Origin of the sequence: Rathayibacter sp. PhB152 (genome assembly GCF_003751395.1) — a bacterium.
Lineage (GTDB): Bacteria > Actinomycetota > Actinomycetes > Actinomycetales > Microbacteriaceae > Rathayibacter > Rathayibacter festucae.
Genome location: NZ_RJUT01000007.1, coordinates 51,187 through 68,770, shown reverse-complemented (window position 1 = coordinate 68,770; position 17,584 = coordinate 51,187). Strand labels below are relative to the sequence as shown.

Here is a 17,584-nt window from a genome sequence, read left to right as displayed (position 1 = left end):
AGGAGCCCGGCCGGTCAGGCGAGCTCGGGCAGCGCGGCTCTCGCCTCGGCCGAGCTCGCCCCGGTCGCCGTCAGCAGGTCGACGACGAGCGGGCGGAGGATGACCAGCAGCGTCTTCTCCGCCAGCCGCGCCTCGGGGATCAGCGCCTGCGGGTCGAGGGTCGTCGCGAGCAGCACGAGGTCCTGACGCGCGAGCGCGAGCACGGCGGGCTCGGTGACGGCCCGGCCGATCAGCGCGATCCCCGGGCCGACGTCCGCGACCACGTCGGCGAGCGCCGGCCGCGGCACGGCGTCGCCGACCAGGAAGTCGGTGCGCCGCGCGACGATGCGGAGGTTGCGCGTCGCGAGGTCGAGCGCGGCGAGCATCGTGCGCTGCCGCTCCAGCTCCGCGCGGTGCCGCCGGACGAACGGCGAGATCCGTGCGACCCCGATCGCCGAGTCGAGGGCGGCCGTCCAGCCGTCGATCACCGGCTGCGTGCCGCGGACGCGCTCGAGCGCCGCCGCGGAGGCCGCCTGATCGCCCCGGCGGAGCGCGTCGGCGAGCGCGTCGATCGTCTCGGCGAGCGCCGACACCAGCCGCCGCGCCTCGGCGCGCGCCGCCCGGAGCGGGTTGCGCGGCACGATCGCGGTGCACAGCAGCGCGGCGAGTCCGCCGACCAGCCCGTCGAGGCTCCGGGTGAACACTCCCCCGTCGGGCGCGGGCAGGATCATCACCAGCATCGCCTGCGTGCCGGCCGCGACGGCGAAGCCGGGCGACGGCGAGAGCGCCCGCCCCACGGTGAAGACGATCGCGAGCACCACGGCCAGCTGCCAGACGCCGGTGCCCCAGAGCAGCAGCAGCACCTCGCTCGCGGTGATCCCGATCAGCATGCCGATCGCGGTCTCGGCGACCTGCTTCGGCCGGGTGTCGCGCGCGATGCCCAGGCTCGAGATGGTCGCCGTCAGCGACAGCACCGGGGCGGGGTGCCCGAAGACGAAGCGCGAGACGGAGTAGGCGAGGATCGCCGCGAGGACGATCTGCAGCACCGCGGGCAGCGACGCCACGGCGCGCGCGACGCCCCGGCCGGGCCGGACGTCGTCGAGGCGGACGAGCGCCCGGATCCGCGCGGCCGCCCGATCCCGCCGAGCGGGTCCTGCGGCCACCACGGCGTGGCCTACCTGGTCGCTGCCCCGAGGCGGGGCAGGCGGGGCACTCCCGCCTCGGCGCCGGCGCCCGGCGGCACGACGACCTCCTGGGCGGCGGAGACGCGGATCTCGCCGGCCAGCACGGTGAGCTCGAGGTCGACGGGGACCGAGCGCTTCACCACGGCGAGGGCGATGGGGCCCTCCTCGTAGTGCCAGGCGCTCACGGTGACGGTGCCGACCTCGACCGGCTCGCCGCCCTTGAGCGCCGTGACGACGTCGCCGTGGCCGGGCAGCGCGGAGTCGGAGCCGTCGAGCTGCAGCAGCACGAGGCGGCGGGGCGGGTGGCCGAGGTTGTGCACCTTGGCGACCGTCTCCTGCCCGCGGTAGCAGCCCTTCGCCAGGTGCACCGACGAGCGGAGCAGGTCGAGCTCGTGCGGGATCGAGCGGTCGTCGACCTCGGTCGCGTGCCGCGGGCGCCAGGCGGCGATGCGGAGCGCCTCGAGGGCGTCGGAGCCGGCGAGCGCCACGCCCGCCGCACGGGCCCGGGCCTCGAGCCCGTCGAGCGCCGCGCGCGGCACGAGGGTCTCGCGGGCGGTCCAGCCGGCCGCGGGATGCACGGAAGCGGTGGCGTACTGCCAGCCGCCGGGCTGGACCTGCGCCCACGGGTCGAGCCAGCTGATGCCGGACTCCCCCGCGAGCTCGAGGGCGAGCGCGGTCGCCGGGCCGTCGCCGAGGGTCGCGAGCGTCGCGAACTCGGCGGTGCGGTCGGCGATCTCGACGCGGAGCATGAAGCGCATCCGGTCGAGCCAGGCCGCGAGCCCCGGCGTCTCGTCTCGGTCGAGGAGGAGCCAGGCGGTCTCGCCGTCGTCGACGACGCGGATGAGGTGCTCGATCCGCCCGGACGGGTCCAGCAGCAGGGTCTCGGCCGAGTCGCCGGGGGCGAGGCGGGCGAGCGCCTGGCTGGTCAGCGAGTCGAGCCAGGTGAGGCGGTCGGGGCCGGTGACGGTGACGACGCCGCGACCCGAGAGGTCGACGATCGCGGTGCCCGCGGCGAGCGCCCGCTGCTCGCGGAACGGCTCGCCGTAGTGCGCGGCGACGCCGGGCTCGGCCGCACTGGTGCCGACGACGGCGCCCGAGACGGACAGGAGCGGGGAGATCGGCAGCCGCTCGGAGGACGCGGTCTCATTCGACACGGGCGAGCCTTCCGGAGGAGTGGGTGCGGAGCCCCTGGCCGAGCGCGGCGATGTCCCACGCCCAGAGCAGGTGGTCGTCGACGAGGCCGTAGAGACGGGTGGCGGCCGCGTAGTCCTTCGCGGCGGCGGTGCGCATGACGGCGTCGGTCGCGAGGTCGATCCGCGGGCCCTTGACCTGGCCGAGGTACAGCTCGCTGACGCCGTCGGGGTGCACCAGCGACACCTCGATGTCGAAGCCGCCGGCCCCGTTGCGCAGCGTCTCGACCGACTCGGCGTCGGGGAACGCGGGCGCACCGCGGGCCGGCAGCATGGCGGGGCCCGCGTCGGCGTCGGTGAGCGGGCGGCTGAGCCGCCAGTAGCCCATCTCGCTCACGAGCGGCCGGTGGCCGACCTCGCTGTCGTCCTCGAGCAGCCAGGTGTACGAGCTGTAGTTGAGGTAGGGCAGGCCGTCGTAGCTGAAGCTCACGCGGTGGCCGAACTCGGCCTGCACGGAGTCGTCGCCGACGGCGTAGTCGATGACTCCCGATCCCTCCCAGACGCCGAGCAGCCAGGAGAGCGGGACGAGTTCGGGAGGGAGGCCCGAGGGGAGGGAGATCAAACCTGCTCCGGCGGCGGCTAGCGCTGGCCGCGGTAGAGCTTGTAGACGACCACGCCGGAGACCCACGCGATCGCGAGGGAGGCGAGCCCGAGCAGTCCGAGATAGAAGAGTTCGAGGGCGAGAAGCATGACTCCATCCTATCCGGCGGCACCGACGCGACGGGGTGGAGGAGGCCCGATCAGAGCGAGGTGAGGGCGGCGATGCCGCTGGCGACCGCGACTACGACCATCGCGCCGACGACGCTCGTCATCGTGCGCACCAGATAGCCGTCCGCCTTCGCCACGGCGAGCTGGACGGCGAAGGTCGCGAGGACGCAGCCGCCGAAGGTCAGCGCCAGCCAGAGCTGCTGCGAGCCGGCCGGGGCGATCACCAGGGTGACGACGGAGCCGAGGAGCGCGAGCACCCAGACCGCTGCCACTCCCGCGCGATCCCTGCCCATCCCTCAATTGTGCCCCAGGGAATCGGCCTCTCCGACCCGCCGCTAGTATTGCCGGAGACCAATCCTGGAGGATCCGTGGCGCAGTTGTTGATACTGACCTCAGCCGGTGGCTCGGAGGTCCTCCCCGCACTGGGCCTGCTCAGCCACAAGACCCGGCAGATCCCGGCGGAGCCGGCGCACCTCGTGAACGCCCCGAGCTGCGACCTCATCTTCGTCGACGCCCGGCAGGACCTGGCCAGCGCGAAGTCGCTCTGCAAGATCCTGACCACCACCGGGATCAACGTCCCGCTCATCCTCATCCTCACCGAGGGCGGTCTCACCGCGGTCTCCGCGGACTGGGGCGTCAACGACGTCATCCTCGACTCGGCCGGCCCCGCCGAGGTCGACGCCCGCATCCGGCTGGTCATCGGCCGGCTCGCTCAGGAGCAGTCGACCTCGCGGATCCAGGCGTCCGGCGTCGTGATCGACGAGGCCAGCTACTCCGCGAAGGTGCACGGGCGCCCCCTCGACCTCACCTTCAAGGAGTTCGAGCTCCTGCGGTTCTTCGCGACGCACCCGTCGCGCGTCTTCACCCGCGAGCAGCTGCTCAGCGAGGTCTGGGGCTACGACTACTTCGGCGGCACCCGCACGGTCGACGTGCACGTGCGGCGCCTGCGCGCCAAGCTCGGCGATCTGGAATCGCTCATCGGGACGGTCCGCAACGTCGGATACCGCTTCAACGTGTACGAAGAGGACAATGAACGAGTCGCTCAATCTCTCGGTTGAGAACCTGGCCGATCCCGCCGTCGCCGCGGGGCTCGAGCACCTGATCGGCCGGGCCGCCTGGTTCGACGGCCGGCCCCCGTTCAGCGATCAGACCCTGATCGACGCGCGGGCCGGATCGCGCACACTCCTCGTCGGCCTGCGCGCCGACGTCGTGGTGGCGGCCGCCGTGCTCGGCCAGGGCGAGCTGGAGTTCGTGGTGGACCCGGAGTGGCGCGGCGTCGGCTTCGGCCGCGCCGTCCTCGACCAGGTGCTCGCGAGCGGGCGCACCGGGCTCCTGGCCTGGGCGCACGGCGATCACCCGGCGGCCAGGGCCCTCGCCGCCTCGCACGACTTCGCGCCGGTGCGGACGCTGCTGCACCTCGCGCTCGATCCGCTCGTCGCCCCGGAGGTGAGCGTCCCCGAGGGCTTCGCGCTCTCCGACGGCCGCGACCTCGACCCGGCTGAGTGGGTCGCCCTCAACGCCCGGGTCTTCGCCGCGCACCCGGAGCAGGGCCGGATCACCGAGGGCGACCTGGCCGCGCGCCGGGCCGAATCCTGGTACGACGACGGGGACTTCCTCCTGCTCCGCGACGCCGACGGCGTGCTCGTCGGCTACGACTGGCTGAAGATCGAGCCGGAGTCGACGACGGGCGAGATCTACGTCCTCGGCGTGGCCCCCGAGACCGCGGGTCGCGGACTCGGCCGGACGCTCCTCGGGGCGGGACTCGCCCGGATGCTCGAGCGCGGCTGCGCCGTCGCGGACCTCTACGTCGAGGCGGAGAACCGCTCCGCCGTGGCGCTGTACCGCTCGCTCGGCTTCACCGACGCCGCCGTCGACGTGCAGTACCTGCACCGCCGCCCCGCGGTGCGCTGAGCGGCGCAGCGGCTCCGAGGCTCCTCCCCAGGGCGGGTTCACCCGGCATTCACCACGGGCGGCGCGGGCGCGTCCGAGGCGGTGCCAGGATGGTCGCATGGACGGCGACAACCTGATTCTCGAAGACGGCCTGAGCGACGAGCTCGACGACGACTTCGACGAGGAGGAGGAGGGTCACTCCGACCCCCTGCTCCCGGACGACCGCTACCTCGACCGCGAGCTGAGCTGGCTGGCGTTCAACCAGCGCGTGCTCGAGCTGGCCGAGGACCCGCTGGTCCCCGCGCTCGAGCGGGCCAACTTCCTCGCGATCTTCTCGTCCAACCTCGACGAGTTCTTCATGGTCCGCGTCGCGGGGCTGAAGCGCCGCATCCTCACCGGTCTCGCGCTGCCCACCAACATCGGGCGGGTGCCGGTCGACGTGCTGACCGACATCTCCGAGAAGGCGCACCTGCTGCAGCAGCGGCACTCGCGCGCCTTCAAGGAGCTCGTCGAGCCGGCCCTCCGCGACGCGGGGATCGACATCGTCCGCTGGAGCGAGCTCAGCGACGCCGAGCGCGAGGTGCTCGACGACTACTTCTCGGCGCAGGTCTTCCCCGTGCTGATGCCGCTGGCCGTCGACCCGGCGCACCCGTTCCCCTACATCTCGGGGCTCTCGCTCAACCTCTCGGTGCGCGTGCGCAACCCGAAGACCCAGAAGACCGAGTTCGCCCGCCTCAAGGTGCCGCAGATGCTGCCGCGCTTCGTGCGGATCGCCGGCGTCGCCGCTCCCGGTGAGCCGATGCGCTTCATCTCGCTCGAGGACCTGATCGCGAACCAGCTCGACGACCTCTTCCCTGGCATGGAGATCCTCGACCACCACGTCTTCCGGGTCACCCGCAACGAGGACGTCGAGGTCGACGAGGACGAGACCGAGAACCTGATCAAGGCGCTCGAGAAGGAGCTCCTCCGCCGCCGGTTCGGCCCGCCCATCCGCCTCGAGGTGACCGACGACATGGACGACGAGACCCTCGGGCTCCTCGTCCGCGAGCTCGACATCACCACGCAGGAGGTCTACAAGCTCCCCGCGCCGCTCGACCTCGGCGGCCTCTTCAGCCTGCAGAAGATCGACCGGCCGGACCTGAAGTACCCCAACCACGTCCCGACGACGGCCGTGCAGCTCTCGCCGAGCGAGCCGAACCAGCGCCAGGACATCTTCAAGGCGGTCTCGCGCGGCGACGTGCTGCTGCACCACCCCTACGAGTCCTTCGCGACGAGCGTCCAGGCGTTCCTCGAGCAGGCCGCGGCCGACCCCGACGTGCTGGCGATCAAGCAGACGCTGTACCGGACCTCGGGCGACTCCCCCATCGTCGAGGCGCTGATCGACGCCGCGGAGTCCGGCAAGCAGGTGCTCGCGCTCGTCGAGATCAAGGCGCGCTTCGACGAGAAGGCCAACATCTCCTGGGCCCGCAAGCTCGAGAAGGCCGGCGTCCACGTGGTCTACGGCCTCGTCGGGCTGAAGACCCACTGCAAGCTCGCGCTGGTCATCCGCCAGGAGAAGGGCGGGGTGCTGCGGCACTACTCCCACATCGGCACCGGCAACTACAACCCGAAGACCTCGCGGATCTACGAGGACCTCGGCCTGCTGACCGCCGACCCCGAGGTCGGCAAGGACCTCACCCGCCTCTTCAACGAGCTCTCCGGCTACGCGATCGAGAAGAAGTTCAAGCGCCTGCTGGTCGCGCCGCGTCATCTGCGCAAGGGACTGCTGAAGCGGATCGCGGCCGAGACCGAGAACGCTCGCGCCGGCCGCCCCTCGGGCATCCGGATCAAGATGAACTCGATCGTCGACGAGTCGGTGATCGACGCGCTCTACCGCGCGAGCCAGGCCGGCGTGCCCGTCGACGTCTGGGTCCGCGGCATCTGCGGTCTGAAGCCCGGGCAGGAGGGCCTCTCCGAGACCATCCGCGTCCGCTCGATCCTCGGGCGCTACCTCGAGCACTCGCGCATCTTCAGCTTCGTCAACGGCGGCGACCCCGAGGTCTTCATCGGCAGCGCCGACATGATGCACCGCAACCTCGACCGCCGCGTCGAGGCGCTGGTGCGGATCGTCGAGCCGGCGCACCTCAGCGAGATCGCCGACATGTTCGACCGCGCGATGGACGAGAAGACGGCCTCCTGGTGGCTCGGCCCGGACGGGATCTGGACGCGGCACCACCTCGACGAGGACGGCGCCCCCCTCTCCGATCTGCAGAACCGGCTGATGGCGCACATCACGCATCGCAAGCGCACGGCGACGCGGACCGGCTCCCGAGCCTCCACCCGCTGACGCCGTGACGGGGACCGTCTACGCGGCCGGCGCCGTGTGCTGGCGGATCATCGAGGGGCGACTGCACGTCCTGGTGATCCACCGGCCGCACCGCAAGGACGTCAGCCTGCCTAAGGGCAAGGTCGATCCGGGCGAGTCGCTGCCGGAGACCGCGGTGCGCGAGATCCGCGAGGAGACCGGGTTCGCCGTCGCGCTCGGAGTGCCGCTCGGCACCGTGCAGTACGCGCTCCCGAACGGGCGACCGAAGACGGTGCACTACTGGGCGGCACGGGTGACCGAGAAGGCGGTGCTCGCCTCGGACTTCGTGCCGAATCGCGAGGTCGAGGCGCTCGAGTGGGTCACGATCAAGCGCGCCCGCAGCTACCTGACCTACCCGCACGACATCGAGATCGTGGACGAGTTCGCGCGGATCGTCTCGCGCGGCACCCACGACACGTTCGCTGTCGTGGTGCTCCGGCACGCGAAGGCGGTCCCCGCGTCCTCCTGGGACGGTCGCGACTCCACCCGGCGCCTCAACCGCCGCGGCGAGGAGGAGGCGGCCGCCGCGAGCCGCGCCGTCGCCGCCTGGCGTCCCCGTCGGCTCGTCACGAGCACGGCGAAGCGCTGCCGGGCCACGATCGCTCCGCTCTCCACGCTGCTGAAGCGGCCCGTCCGCCTCTCGGAGGACCTCAGCCAGGACTCGCACGAGCACGGGACCGCCGACGTCCGCTCCGTCGTCGGCAAGCGGGTCCGCGCACGCAAGAGCGCCGTGCTCTGCAGCCACGGTCCGGTGATCCCCGAGATCCTGCGCGAGCTGGCGCTGGCCACGGCGACCCCGATCGGCCCGTACCTCGAGGAGGCCTCCGATCTGCCGACCGGCGGCTTCGCGGTCGTGCACCTCTCCGTCCAGCACCCGGGGTCCGGGATCGTCGCGATCGAGACGCACGCACCGCTCGAGTAGCTCCCGAAAGGGCGGCGGGAGTGCCGCGCGAATACTGCTCCTCCGCGCTCAGCGGCGCCTGAGGGCGGCCCGTCGTTCACCGCGCGTTCACCGAGCGGACGGAGCCAGGACACGACCCCTCCGTACTCTCGCTGGCGGGCCGCACCAAGCCCGTCCATCCCCCCTGCTTTCCTACCCGAAAGGGATACTTGTGCGTTTCTCGCGTCTCGGCCAGGCGGCCGTCATCGCCGCCGTCGCAGCCATCACGCTGACCTCCTGTGCTGCCAACGAGGGGCCCGCCGCCACCGGCGACTCGTCCTCCTCCGGCTCCGCCAGCACCCTCGAGGGCACCCTCAACGGCATCGGCGCCTCCTCGCAGGGCTCCGCCCAGGAGGCCTGGGTCTCCGCCTTCCAGCAGGCGAACACCGGCGTCACCGTCAACTACTCCCCCGACGGCTCCGGCGCGGGCCGTGAGGCCTTCATCGCCGGCGGCGCCGACTTCGCCGGCTCCGACCGCGCGCTGAAGCTCGAGGAGCTCGACGGCTCCTTCGGCAAGTGCGTCGAGGGTACCTCCGCCATCGACGTCCCGGCCTACATCTCGCCGATCGCGATCGTCTTCAACGTGGAGGGTGTCGACGAGCTCAACCTCGACGCCGCCACCATCGCGGGCATCTTCAAGGGCACCATCACCACCTGGAACGCCCCCGAGATCGCCGCGCTGAACCCCGACGCGACGCTCCCGTCCTCGAACATCACCGCCGTGCACCGCTCGGACGACTCGGGCACCACCGAGAACTTCGCCGCGTACCTCAACGCGACCGCGCCCACCGTGTGGGACGCCGAGCCCGACGGAGTCTGGCCCTACGAGGGCGGCGAGGCGGCCCAGGGCACCTCGGGCGTCATCGACACCGTCACCAACGGCCAGAACACCATCGGCTACGCCGACGCCTCGCGCGCCGGCAGCCTGGGCACCGCCAAGGTGAAGGTCGGCGACGACTTCGTCGCCTACTCGCCCGAGGCCGCTGCCGCGATCGTCGACGCGTCCCCCGAGGCGACCGACCGTCCCGAGAACGACATCGTCTACGAGATCGACTACGCCTCCGAGGAGGCCGGCGTCTACCCGGTCGTCCTGGTGAGCTACCTCATCGCCTGCCAGGAGTACCAGGACGCCGCGACGGGCGAGCTCGTCAAGGCGTACCTCGGCTACGTGACCAGCGAGGAGGGCCAGCAGGAGGCCGCCACCTCCGCCGGCGCCGCGCCGCTCTCGTCCGAGCTGTCGACCCAGGTCGCGACGGCCATCGAGTCGATCAAGTAACCTCCCCCTCATGACGCGGCCCCGGACCCCAGCCGGTCCGGGGCCGCGTCACGGCTCGGCCCCCTCCCCCACACCGAACGCAGGGACACCCACATGACCACCGCAGAGCGGCCCGTCGGCGCCATCAAGGCGAAGCAGCGGCCCGCAGACCGGATCTTCTCCGGAACGGCAGTCGCCTCCGGCGCGCTGATCCTCGTCATCCTCGCCGCCGTCGCCCTCTTCCTGGTCGTCCAGTCGATCCCGGCTCTCACGGCGTCCCCTGACACGATCTCCGGCGGAGCGGGCTTCTGGTCCTACGTCGGCCCGCTCGTGTTCGGCACCGTCTACGCCGCCGGGCTCGCGATGGTGATCGCGGTCCCCATCGCGATCGGGATCGCGCTCTTCATCTCGCACTACGCCCCGCGCAAGCTCGCGCAGGGCCTCGGCTACGTGATCGACCTGCTGGCCGCCGTGCCGTCGGTCGTCTTCGGCCTCTGGGGCATCACGGTGCTCGCCCCCTTCGTCCAGCCGTTCTACGCGTTCCTCACGGACGTCTTCGGCTGGTTCCCGCTCTTCAACGGCCCGGTCTCCGGCACCGGCCGCACGATCCTCACCGTGGCCCTCGTGCTCGCGGTCATGATCCTGCCGATCGTCACGGCGATCTCGCGCGAGGTGTTCCTCCAGACGCCGACGCTGCACGAGGAGGCCGCGCTCGCCCTGGGCGCGACCCGCTGGGAGATGGTCCGCACGGCGGTCCTGCCCTTCGGCCGCCCCGGCATCATCTCCGCGTCGATGCTCGGCCTCGGACGCGCACTCGGCGAGACGATGGCGGTCGCCATCGTGCTCTCGCCGTCCTTCGTCGTGAACTTCGCGCTGCTGCAGTCGACGAACTCGAACACCGTCGCCGCGAACATCGCGCTGAGCTTCCCCGAGGCCTACGGCCTGAAGGTCAACGAGCTCGTCGCCTCCGGCCTGATGCTCTTCGTCATCACGCTGCTCGTCAACATGCTCGCCCGCTACATCATCAACCGCCGCAAGGCCTTCTCGGGAGCGAACTGATGGTCACGATGACTCCGCCCCGCCAGCGCCGCGTCGAGGACGCGGTCCCTGCGCCGGTCAACACGCTCACCAGCGGCCAGCTGCCCAAGTGGGCGCCCGTCGCCCTCCTGGTCGGCAGCATCGCCGTGATGGCGCTCGTCTACGCCCTCCTCGCCGTCACCGGCACCACCCAGGGCTTCGACGTCGTCGGCACCGTCTTCTTCGGCGCCGTGCTCTACACGGTCGCCGTCTTCGTCCTCGCCCGCCTGGTGGAGGGCCCCCGCCGCGCCACCGACCGGGTCGTCACCACCCTCGTCACCGCCGCGTTCGTCGTCGCGCTGATCCCGCTGATCTCGCTGATGTACACGGCGGTCACCGCGGGCGCCGCGCGCTTCGACCTCCTCTTCTTCACCTCCTCGATGCGCAACGTCGTCGGCGAGGGCGGCGGAGCGCTGCACGCGATCATGGGCACGCTGATCATCACGGCGCTGGCCGCGGTCATCTCGATCCCGATCGGCCTGATGACGGCCATCTACCTCGTCGAGTACGGCCGGGGCGCGCTCGCCCGCGGAATCACCTTCTTCGTCGACGTGATGACCGGCATCCCCTCGATCGTCGCCGGCCTCTTCGCCTACGCCCTCCTGGTGCTCCTCTTCGGCGACGGCATCCGGATGGGCTTCGGCGGCGCGATCGCACTGTCGGTGCTGATGATCCCGGTCGTCGTGCGCTCCACCGAGGAGATGCTGCGCCTGGTCCCGAACGAGCTGCGCGAGGCGTCCTTCGCCCTCGGCGTGCCGAAGTGGCTGACCGTCGTCAAGATCGTCCTGCCGACCTCGATCGCCGGCATCGTCACGGGCGTCATGCTCTCGATCGCCCGCGTCATCGGCGAGACCGCCCCGCTGCTCATCGTCGCCGGGTTCACCCAGTCGATGAACTACAACCCGTTCGACGACCGGATGATGACCCTCCCGGTCTACGTGTTCCGCCAGTACGCCGACCAGGGGGCCGACGCCGCCGCCTACATCGATCGGGCCTGGACCGGCGCGCTGGTCCTCATCCTGATCGTCATGCTGCTCAACCTGCTCGCTCGCCTGGTCGCGCGCATCTTCGCCCCCAAGCTCGGCCGCTAACCCTAAGGATCTCCGTTGTCCAAGCGCATCGAAGTCAACGACCTCAACGTCTACTACAGCAAGTTCCTCGCGGTCGAGGGAGTCGGTCTCACCATCGAGCCCCGCACCGTCACGGCGTTCATCGGCCCCTCCGGCTGCGGCAAGTCGACCTTCCTCCGCACGCTCAACCGCATGCACGAGGTCATCCCCGGCGCCTACGTCGACGGCGAGGTGCTGATCGACGGCAACAACCTCTACGGCCCGGGCGTCGACCCGGTGCTCGTGCGCCGCCAGGTGGGCATGGTCTTCCAGCGCCCCAACCCGTTCCCGACGATGTCCATCCGCGACAACGTGCTGGCCGGCGTGAAGCTCAACAACCGCCGCATCTCGAAGTCCGACGCGGACGACCTCGTCGAGAAGTCGCTGCAGGGCGCGAACCTCTGGAACGAGGTCAAGGACCGGCTCGAGAAGCCCGGCTCCGGCCTCTCCGGCGGTCAGCAGCAGCGGCTCTGCATCGCCCGCGCCATCGCCGTCTCCCCGGACGTGCTGCTGATGGACGAGCCGTGCTCGGCCCTCGACCCGATCTCGACCCTCGCGATCGAGGACCTGATCGAGGAGCTCAAGAACGACTACACGATCGTCATCGTGACCCACAACATGCAGCAGGCCTCGCGCGTCTCGGACCGCACCGCGTTCTTCAACATCGCGGGCACCGGCAAGCCCGGCAAGCTCATCGAGTACGACGACACCGCCACGATCTTCTCGCGGCCGTCCGTCCAGGCGACCGAGGACTACGTCTCGGGCCGCTTCGGCTGAGCCTCCGACCGCATGCACGAGAGCCGCACTCCTCCGGGGGTGCGGCTCTTCTGCTGTCCGGGAGCCCGTGAGAGCCGTCTGCAGCCGGCGGCCCCCGGTGGGGAGCGCAGAAGAGCCGCACCCCCTCGGGGAGTGCGGCTCTTCTGTACTGGGTGCTGTGGTCGGTACCGGGTGCTGTGGCGGTGTCAGGCGGTCGCGATGGCCAGGATCGGGTCCGTGGTCGGCGCCTCGGAGCCGCCCGCGTCCTCGACGGTCACCGCGACGACGGCGCCCTCGGCGAGCGTGCCCTCGAGCGGTGCGACCGTGCGGCCGTCGCCCCCGTCGAACGTCCCGGCCGAGACCGGACCGGAGGAGCCGATGTACCAGAGCTCGTAGGTCTTGTCGTCGGGCAGGGGCGCGAGGTCGTCGACGACGAGCGCCGAGCGGCCGAGCGAGGCCGACCAGACCAGGGTCGCGGTCTCGCCGGTCGCGACGGCTCCGGCCGTCTCCTGCACGTCGGGGGCGCTGCGGATCTGCTCGAGGGCGCTCAGCTGCTGGCTCTGCCCGGCATCGGGCGTGAGCAGCGGCGGGAGCGCCACTCCCCCGACCACGATGACGGCCGCGGCAGCGGCGGCGGAGAGGTAGACGGCGGGGCGGGTGAACCAGCGTCCGCGGGCGCGGGCCTCGGCGCCGTGGCGGCCGGAGGTCGCGGACGGCGCAACGGCCGACGGCCCGCTCACGGCGGCTGCGGAAGGCTCGACGGCGTGCAGGGTCGGGACCGCTTCGCGCCGGTCGCCGAGGTCCTCGGCCGGAGCATCGGCGGTGTCGTCACGGGGCAGCTGGGGCGTGGTCGCGATCAGCGCCATCAGATCGGCCTTGAAGGCCGGCGACGGTGCGACCGCCGGAGCGTCGGCGGCGAGCGCGTCGGCCACGGTCGAGAACGCGTCGGCCTCGCCGCGCGCCTCCGGATTCTCGTCCAGGAATCTCTCGTACCGGGCGGTCTCGTCCGGGGTGAGGATGCCGAGTGCGTGTCCTGCTGCGAGTTCGCGCGGATCTTCGGGGAGTTGCACGTCGTTCACAGGGCCACCCCCATCTCTTCTCTCAGTCGTATCATCCCGTCGCGCAGGCGCGTTTTTATGGTACCGACGGGGCAGTTCAGGATCCCGGCGATCTCGCTGTGCGAGTAGCCGCCGTAATACGCGAGCTGCAGCGCTTGCCGCTGGAGCTCGGTCAGCCGCTCCAGGGCGGCGGTGACCTTCTCGTGCTCGAGGGACACCTCCGCCTGCTCGGCGACCTGGTCGTAGTCGCGACCGAGGTCGCGGATTCCTATGCGGACGTCCCGATCACGGCCCGCTTGGGCCGCGCGAACCCGATCGATGGCCCTGCGGTGTGCCATCGTGAGGATCCAGGTCGTCGCACTTCCCTTATTCGGAGCGAAGCGTCCAGCGGTTTGCCAGATCTCGAGGAAGACCTCCTGGGCCACCTCCTCCGACTGGGCGCGGTCGACCAGGACCCGCGTGATCAGTCCGAGGACTCGCGAGGCGACGAGGTCGTAGAGCTGCGAGAACGCGGCCTGCTCCCCCGCGGCGATCCGCTCGAGGAGAGCGCCGAGGTCGGGGGCGGTGCCCTCGGCGGTGGTGTCGTCGCTCATGCGCCCTGCCCTGCTCGTGCCCGGGACTTCAGATTCCGGGTCATCCAGAAGGCTGTCACGGCGAGTCCCGCGATCACGACCGACACTTCGAGGGGGAGGACGACGAAGCGGACGTCGAGAGCGAAGCCGCCCAGGTCGACCAGCGCCGCGGCGCCCATCCGCGGGGCGAGCCAGAGTCCGATCACGGCCGCGAGGGCCGCGGTCAGACCGGCGGAGCTGCGCGGACGGACCAGCACCCAGAGCGCGGCGGCCGTGTCGAGCACGGCGAGCGTGCGCATCAGGGCACCCTGCGAGAAGACGACGCCGTTGCCGAGGAGGGCGCCGATCTCGTCGTCGACGCCGGGGGCGGAGAGGAAGAGGAGGACGGCGATCACCAGGAGGGCGATCCCGGCCCACCACCGCGCGCCGATCCGGAGTGCCCTGCGGTTCTTCATTCCGGATGTCGCCTGTCTGTCGGGGACTCTGCCGGGAGGGGAGGACTCGCGCCTCGGACCGCCCGCCACTGGGCCCTCGCTCGCCGCCGGGATCCGCTGGGGATGCTGTCGAGAGGAGAAGGGGCCGGATCGCAGAAACGCCTCTCGGCGCGAGGCCGCTCGAAGCGGCTATAAGTGGAGCCCGGGGTTACTGCGATCCGGCTGCGACCAGTGTACCGGCTGTCCCCCGCAGGCCCGCGAGGGGCGTTCGCGGAGCGAGAACGCGGGGTGCCACAGGGCGCCGCGATCGGGTAGCGGAGTCCGCTCCTACTCGAGCGAGTCGCTGCGCCAGAGGCGTGCGCAGCTCACCAGCTCGGCCGCGGTGGTCGAGAGGCGGAGGGCGCGGGTGGTCAGCTGGCTCGCCCGCGGTCCGTCGATCAGCTCGACGTCGTCGGCCACCGAGGCGGCACCGGAGGCGCTCACCCGGCAGAAGGCCGCGGCGCGGTCGAGGGCGACGGCGAAGTCGCCGTCGAACACTCCGCGGAGGATGCGGTCGGCCAGCTCGGTGATCTCGGCCGGGCCGGTCGGCGTGACCGCGCCGGCGACGACCGGGTCGATGGTCGCCGAGAGCTCGACGCCGCGCTGGTAGAGGAAGCTCGTGCTCTCCGGGTCCTGCCGGATCACGAGCCGCAGCAGGTAGATGCGCCAGAGGGCGCCGGGGAGGCTGGACGGGCTGGAGCGGGCCCACAGCTCGGCGAGCGCGTCGATGCCGTTGTGGTCGGTGTACTCGACCAGGCGGTCGATGACCACCGGATCCGGGTCCTCGCGCACCCGGCTGAGCAGTGCGATCGCCGTCTCGTGGGCGACCCGGCTGATCTGCGCCGGGTCCTCCCCGCCCTGGAACGCCTCGAAGACGCGGGAGGGGAACTTGGTCGGCTTGTGGAAGCCGTCTGTCATGGGGCCGCCTTCCGCGGTCGGGCGGACGCGCGGACGCATCCTGCTTCGTGGGGGTTCGAGGAGGGTAACGCCTGCGCCTGGGCAGGTATGCCCGACACCGGTCCGGGCGCGCGGGGGCGCTACCCTGGATGCCGCGGGCCTCTAGCTCAGTTGGCAGAGCAGCGGACTTTTAATCCGCGGGTCGTCGGTTCGAGCCCGACGGGGCCCACTCCTCCCGCCGTCTCCCGAGCACGACCGCTGCGAACGTGCGTCGGTGGACGTGGCGGAGCAGCAGCGCTCGACGCCCTTCCCGCCGACGGCCGCGATCACTCGTGGCAGAGGGACCAGGCGGCGTCGGGGTACTCGCGCTCCTCGCCGTCCTCGATCGAGAGCAGGCGCCAGACGCCGTCGTGGTGCTCGAGGAGGCGGCCGCGGACGATCTCGGACTGCCAGCCGTCCACGGTGCGGAACCAGCGGACCAGGCGGACGGTCGTGCTCTGGTGGGGCTGGAGGCGGTGGGTCATCGGGGGTGTCCTGTCGGGGCGGGGTGGTGGGTGCGTCGGGTGGTGCTGCTCGGGCGGTGGGCGGGTCTCGATACGCCGCCGCGGGCGGCTACTCGACCAGCATGCAGAGGGCGGCGGATGCAGCTGCTCGGAGGGCGGTGGGTGGGTCTCGATACGCCGCCGGAGGCGGCTACTCGACCAGCATGCAGGGAGCATGGGCCGGGCGGCCGACGGCTCGTCGGGCGCCGCCGCAGGCGGCTCCTCAGGCCGCGGGGGCGGGGCGACCGACGGAAGGGGACACCGCCGGCCGCCCCTGCGGGTCAGCGCGTGGGGTCGTCGGCCCAGAAGCAGACCATCGTCATGGTCGAGCGGTAGAACAGCGTCTTCGCGTCGACCTTGTCGACCGCGCGACCGGGATCGTCGAGGTACTCCTCTCCGGCCGAGTCGACGCCCGGCGGCAGACAGGCGTCCTGGGCCACGTAGCGGGTCGGCTTCTTCGGGGCGTACCAGTCCCCGCCGTCGCCCTGCTCGGTGCCGGGGATGAACGACGGGATCCTCGTGTAGGAGCAGACCAGCGTCAGCGAGGCGCCGGTGCGGACGAAGCGGTAGCTGGTCGTCGAGAGGCTGATGTCGGGCGAGCCCGTGAGGAGGGCGCCGTAGTAGCAGGAGCCGTTCGACGAGATGTCGGTCGAGGCGTAGCCGTCGAGGTTCGCCCCGGCGTTGTGATCGGCGAGGGCGGGGGTGGCGGTGGCGCCCACGAGGGCGACGGAGGCGGCGAGGGCGAGCAGGGTGGAGCGGAAGGACGGCATGACGGTCTCCTCATCGAGACGGCGTCGGCGCTGAGCGTCGGCAGGGAGCGGTCGCTCGTCGTGCGAGCGGACGGCGGGCCCGGCTCGTGGGACGACGTCGTCCCCGTGCTCGGCCCCGCGGGCGTCCGGCGGACCGGATGACCCGAACTCTAGACCGCTGCACGCGCGCTGTCTGCCCCCTGCGAGGTCACGCAGGCACTCCTGCCAGGGCCGTCAGACCAGGCGACCGGCGCGCAGCCTGCGGGAGCGGCGGCGCAGCGTCCGGTCGCTCGGACCGAAGCTGTCGGATTCGAGGAGGAGTCTCAGCGAGAGCGAGACCTGGCGGGCGAGACGCGGGTCGATCCCCTCCGGGATCCGTACCGCGTCGATGAGATCGAGAGCCGTCTGCGTGGTCCGGGACATCGCCATGCCCGTGACCCTAGAGAGGGTCGATGCATCCTGACGGCCCCGACACGGGGGCGCACGACGGCAGCAATGCTCAGCCGCCGTGCGCCCGGGTGCGGGTGGGGCGGGAGGCTACTTGCTGCCGTCGCCGCGGCCGGTCGCGGACTGCAGGCGATCGATGTGCTCGGACGCCTCCGCCTTCGTGATGTCGGCGGGGAGGGTCTCGCCCGCCTCGCGGGCGAGGGTGTCGAGGTAGCTGCGCTGCGGGCCGGTCATCGGCTCGTCGCCGGTGACCCAGTCGGACGGGTCCTTGCTGGCGCTGGTGTCGCTGCCGTCATCGGCACGGGCGCCGAGGACGTCGCCCTCGGTCTTGACGTCGGGATCGGTGGTGTTGGGGATGTCGTCGCTCATGCTGCGACCGTACGCCCGACCACCGACACCGGCGAGGGCTTGCGG

Annotated in this window: 20 protein-coding genes and 1 tRNA gene; 9 read left to right on the top strand and 12 right to left on the bottom strand. The window is 71.7% G+C overall.

Annotated elements, in window-relative coordinates:
- Positions 1-14 precede the first annotated feature (14 nt).
- The 4 genes from EDF36_RS16205 to EDF36_RS16190 form a co-directional block, all read right to left on the bottom strand.
- Positions 15-1,145 carry an aromatic acid exporter family protein gene (locus tag EDF36_RS16205; RefSeq protein ID WP_123702241.1) on the bottom strand — a complete coding sequence of 377 codons (1,131 nt, stop codon included), beginning with the start codon at positions 1,143-1,145 and terminating at the stop codon, positions 15-17.
- 8 nt (positions 1,146-1,153) lie between these two features.
- The gene (locus EDF36_RS16200; RefSeq protein WP_397459910.1) at positions 1,154-2,317 is read right to left on the bottom strand and encodes a folate-binding protein YgfZ; all 1,164 of its coding nucleotides are present in this window, start codon (positions 2,315-2,317) and stop codon (positions 1,154-1,156) included.
- On the bottom strand, positions 2,307-2,915 hold the full coding sequence (locus tag EDF36_RS16195; RefSeq protein WP_123733786.1) for an FABP family protein: 609 nt from the start codon (positions 2,913-2,915) through the stop codon (positions 2,307-2,309). The genes EDF36_RS16200 and EDF36_RS16195 overlap by 11 nt, the downstream gene beginning before the upstream one ends.
- A gap of 178 nt (positions 2,916-3,093) precedes the next feature.
- Positions 3,094-3,354: a hypothetical protein gene (locus tag EDF36_RS16190; protein ID WP_132435964.1), complete on the bottom strand. Its 261-nt coding sequence runs from the start codon at positions 3,352-3,354 to the stop codon at positions 3,094-3,096.
- A 75-nt stretch (positions 3,355-3,429) separates the two neighbouring features.
- On the opposite strand from EDF36_RS16190, the gene EDF36_RS16185 reads away from it, so the two are divergent.
- From EDF36_RS16185 to pstB, 8 genes are all read left to right on the top strand, one after another.
- Positions 3,430-4,119, top strand: coding sequence for a winged helix-turn-helix domain-containing protein (locus tag EDF36_RS16185; protein ID WP_123445147.1), 690 nt, complete (start codon positions 3,430-3,432; stop codon positions 4,117-4,119).
- Positions 4,091-4,972 carry a mycothiol synthase gene (gene mshD / locus EDF36_RS16180; protein ID WP_123733784.1) on the top strand — a complete coding sequence of 294 codons (882 nt, stop codon included), beginning with the start codon at positions 4,091-4,093 and terminating at the stop codon, positions 4,970-4,972. Before EDF36_RS16185 ends, mshD begins: the two co-directional genes overlap by 29 nt.
- 97 nt (positions 4,973-5,069) lie before the next feature.
- On the top strand, positions 5,070-7,277 hold the full coding sequence (locus EDF36_RS16175; RefSeq protein WP_123733783.1) for an RNA degradosome polyphosphate kinase: 2,208 nt from the start codon (positions 5,070-5,072) through the stop codon (positions 7,275-7,277).
- A gap of 4 nt (positions 7,278-7,281) precedes the next feature.
- Complete coding sequence (locus EDF36_RS16170) at positions 7,282-8,217, top strand: NUDIX domain-containing protein (protein ID WP_123733782.1); 936 nt, start codon at positions 7,282-7,284, stop codon at positions 8,215-8,217.
- A gap of 190 nt (positions 8,218-8,407) precedes the next feature.
- On the top strand, positions 8,408-9,511 hold the full coding sequence (locus tag EDF36_RS16165; RefSeq protein ID WP_123733781.1) for a phosphate ABC transporter substrate-binding protein PstS: 1,104 nt from the start codon (positions 8,408-8,410) through the stop codon (positions 9,509-9,511).
- A gap of 93 nt (positions 9,512-9,604) precedes the next feature.
- The gene (gene pstC, locus EDF36_RS16160; protein ID WP_123733780.1) at positions 9,605-10,549 is read left to right on the top strand and encodes a phosphate ABC transporter permease subunit PstC; all 945 of its coding nucleotides are present in this window, start codon (positions 9,605-9,607) and stop codon (positions 10,547-10,549) included.
- Entirely contained in the window at positions 10,549-11,658 is a 1,110-nt protein-coding gene (pstA, locus tag EDF36_RS16155; protein ID WP_397459909.1) for a phosphate ABC transporter permease PstA, read from the top strand. The genes pstC and pstA overlap by 1 nt, the downstream gene beginning before the upstream one ends.
- 15 nt (positions 11,659-11,673) lie before the next feature.
- A complete protein-coding gene (gene pstB, locus EDF36_RS16150) occupies positions 11,674-12,453 on the top strand; it encodes a phosphate ABC transporter ATP-binding protein PstB (protein ID WP_123445141.1) in 780 nt (259 codons plus the stop codon).
- 185 nt (positions 12,454-12,638) lie between these two features.
- Here the strand turns inward: pstB and EDF36_RS16145 are convergent, their stop codons facing one another.
- From EDF36_RS16145 to EDF36_RS16130, 4 genes are all read right to left on the bottom strand, one after another.
- Entirely contained in the window at positions 12,639-13,502 is an 864-nt protein-coding gene (locus EDF36_RS16145) for an anti-sigma factor (protein ID WP_148060068.1), read from the bottom strand.
- 5 nt (positions 13,503-13,507) lie between these two features.
- Complete coding sequence (gene sigK, locus EDF36_RS16140) at positions 13,508-14,083, bottom strand: ECF RNA polymerase sigma factor SigK (RefSeq protein ID WP_123445139.1); 576 nt, start codon at positions 14,081-14,083, stop codon at positions 13,508-13,510.
- Entirely contained in the window at positions 14,080-14,517 is a 438-nt protein-coding gene (locus EDF36_RS16135; protein WP_123733778.1) for a hypothetical protein, read from the bottom strand. The genes sigK and EDF36_RS16135 overlap by 4 nt, the downstream gene beginning before the upstream one ends.
- Before the next feature lie 306 nt (positions 14,518-14,823).
- Positions 14,824-15,453: a DNA-directed RNA polymerase subunit beta gene (locus tag EDF36_RS16130; protein ID WP_123445137.1), complete on the bottom strand. Its 630-nt coding sequence runs from the start codon at positions 15,451-15,453 to the stop codon at positions 14,824-14,826.
- Between the two features lie 135 nt (positions 15,454-15,588).
- Here EDF36_RS16130 and EDF36_RS16125 point away from each other — a divergent pair.
- Positions 15,589-15,661: transfer RNA gene (locus EDF36_RS16125), tRNA-Lys, on the top strand.
- 97 nt (positions 15,662-15,758) lie between these two features.
- Here EDF36_RS16125 and EDF36_RS16120 read toward each other — a convergent pair.
- From EDF36_RS16120 to EDF36_RS16105, 4 genes are all read right to left on the bottom strand, one after another.
- Positions 15,759-15,956, bottom strand: a complete 198-nt coding sequence (locus EDF36_RS16120) for a hypothetical protein (protein ID WP_123733777.1) — start codon at positions 15,954-15,956, stop codon at positions 15,759-15,761.
- Positions 15,957-16,255: 299 nt separating this feature from the next.
- Positions 16,256-16,744, bottom strand: coding sequence for a hypothetical protein (locus EDF36_RS16115; protein ID WP_123733776.1), 489 nt, complete (start codon positions 16,742-16,744; stop codon positions 16,256-16,258).
- A 213-nt stretch (positions 16,745-16,957) separates the two neighbouring features.
- A complete protein-coding gene (locus EDF36_RS16110; RefSeq protein ID WP_123445135.1) occupies positions 16,958-17,152 on the bottom strand; it encodes a hypothetical protein in 195 nt (64 codons plus the stop codon).
- Positions 17,153-17,260: 108 nt separating this feature from the next.
- Positions 17,261-17,539, bottom strand: coding sequence for a DUF3072 domain-containing protein (locus EDF36_RS16105; protein ID WP_123445134.1), 279 nt, complete (start codon positions 17,537-17,539; stop codon positions 17,261-17,263).
- Positions 17,540-17,584: the final 45 nt, after the last annotated feature.

What these genes read in the sequence shown, in the direction of transcription:
- EDF36_RS16175 (WP_123733783.1), top strand. Translation starts at nt 5,070, where the DNA reads ATGGACGGCGACAACCTGATTCTCGAAGACGGCCTGAGCGACGAGCTC.
- pstC (WP_123733780.1), top strand. Translation starts at nt 9,605, where the DNA reads ATGACCACCGCAGAGCGGCCCGTCGGCGCCATCAAGGCGAAGCAGCGG.
- EDF36_RS16190 (WP_132435964.1), bottom strand. Translation starts at nt 3,354, where the DNA reads ATGGGCAGGGATCGCGCGGGAGTGGCAGCGGTCTGGGTGCTCGCGCTC.
- EDF36_RS16115 (WP_123733776.1), bottom strand. Translation starts at nt 16,744, where the DNA reads ATGCCGTCCTTCCGCTCCACCCTGCTCGCCCTCGCCGCCTCCGTCGCC.
- EDF36_RS16130 (WP_123445137.1), bottom strand. Translation starts at nt 15,453, where the DNA reads ATGACAGACGGCTTCCACAAGCCGACCAAGTTCCCCTCCCGCGTCTTC.
- EDF36_RS16105 (WP_123445134.1), bottom strand. Translation starts at nt 17,539, where the DNA reads ATGAGCGACGACATCCCCAACACCACCGATCCCGACGTCAAGACCGAG.
- EDF36_RS16135 (WP_123733778.1), bottom strand. Translation starts at nt 14,517, where the DNA reads ATGAAGAACCGCAGGGCACTCCGGATCGGCGCGCGGTGGTGGGCCGGG.
- EDF36_RS16110 (WP_123445135.1), bottom strand. Translation starts at nt 17,152, where the DNA reads ATGGCGATGTCCCGGACCACGCAGACGGCTCTCGATCTCATCGACGCG.
- sigK (WP_123445139.1), bottom strand. Translation starts at nt 14,083, where the DNA reads ATGAGCGACGACACCACCGCCGAGGGCACCGCCCCCGACCTCGGCGCT.
- pstA (WP_397459909.1), top strand. Translation starts at nt 10,549, where the DNA reads ATGGTCACGATGACTCCGCCCCGCCAGCGCCGCGTCGAGGACGCGGTC.
- mshD (WP_123733784.1), top strand. Translation starts at nt 4,091, where the DNA reads ATGAACGAGTCGCTCAATCTCTCGGTTGAGAACCTGGCCGATCCCGCC.
- EDF36_RS16120 (WP_123733777.1), bottom strand. Translation starts at nt 15,956, where the DNA reads ATGACCCACCGCCTCCAGCCCCACCAGAGCACGACCGTCCGCCTGGTC.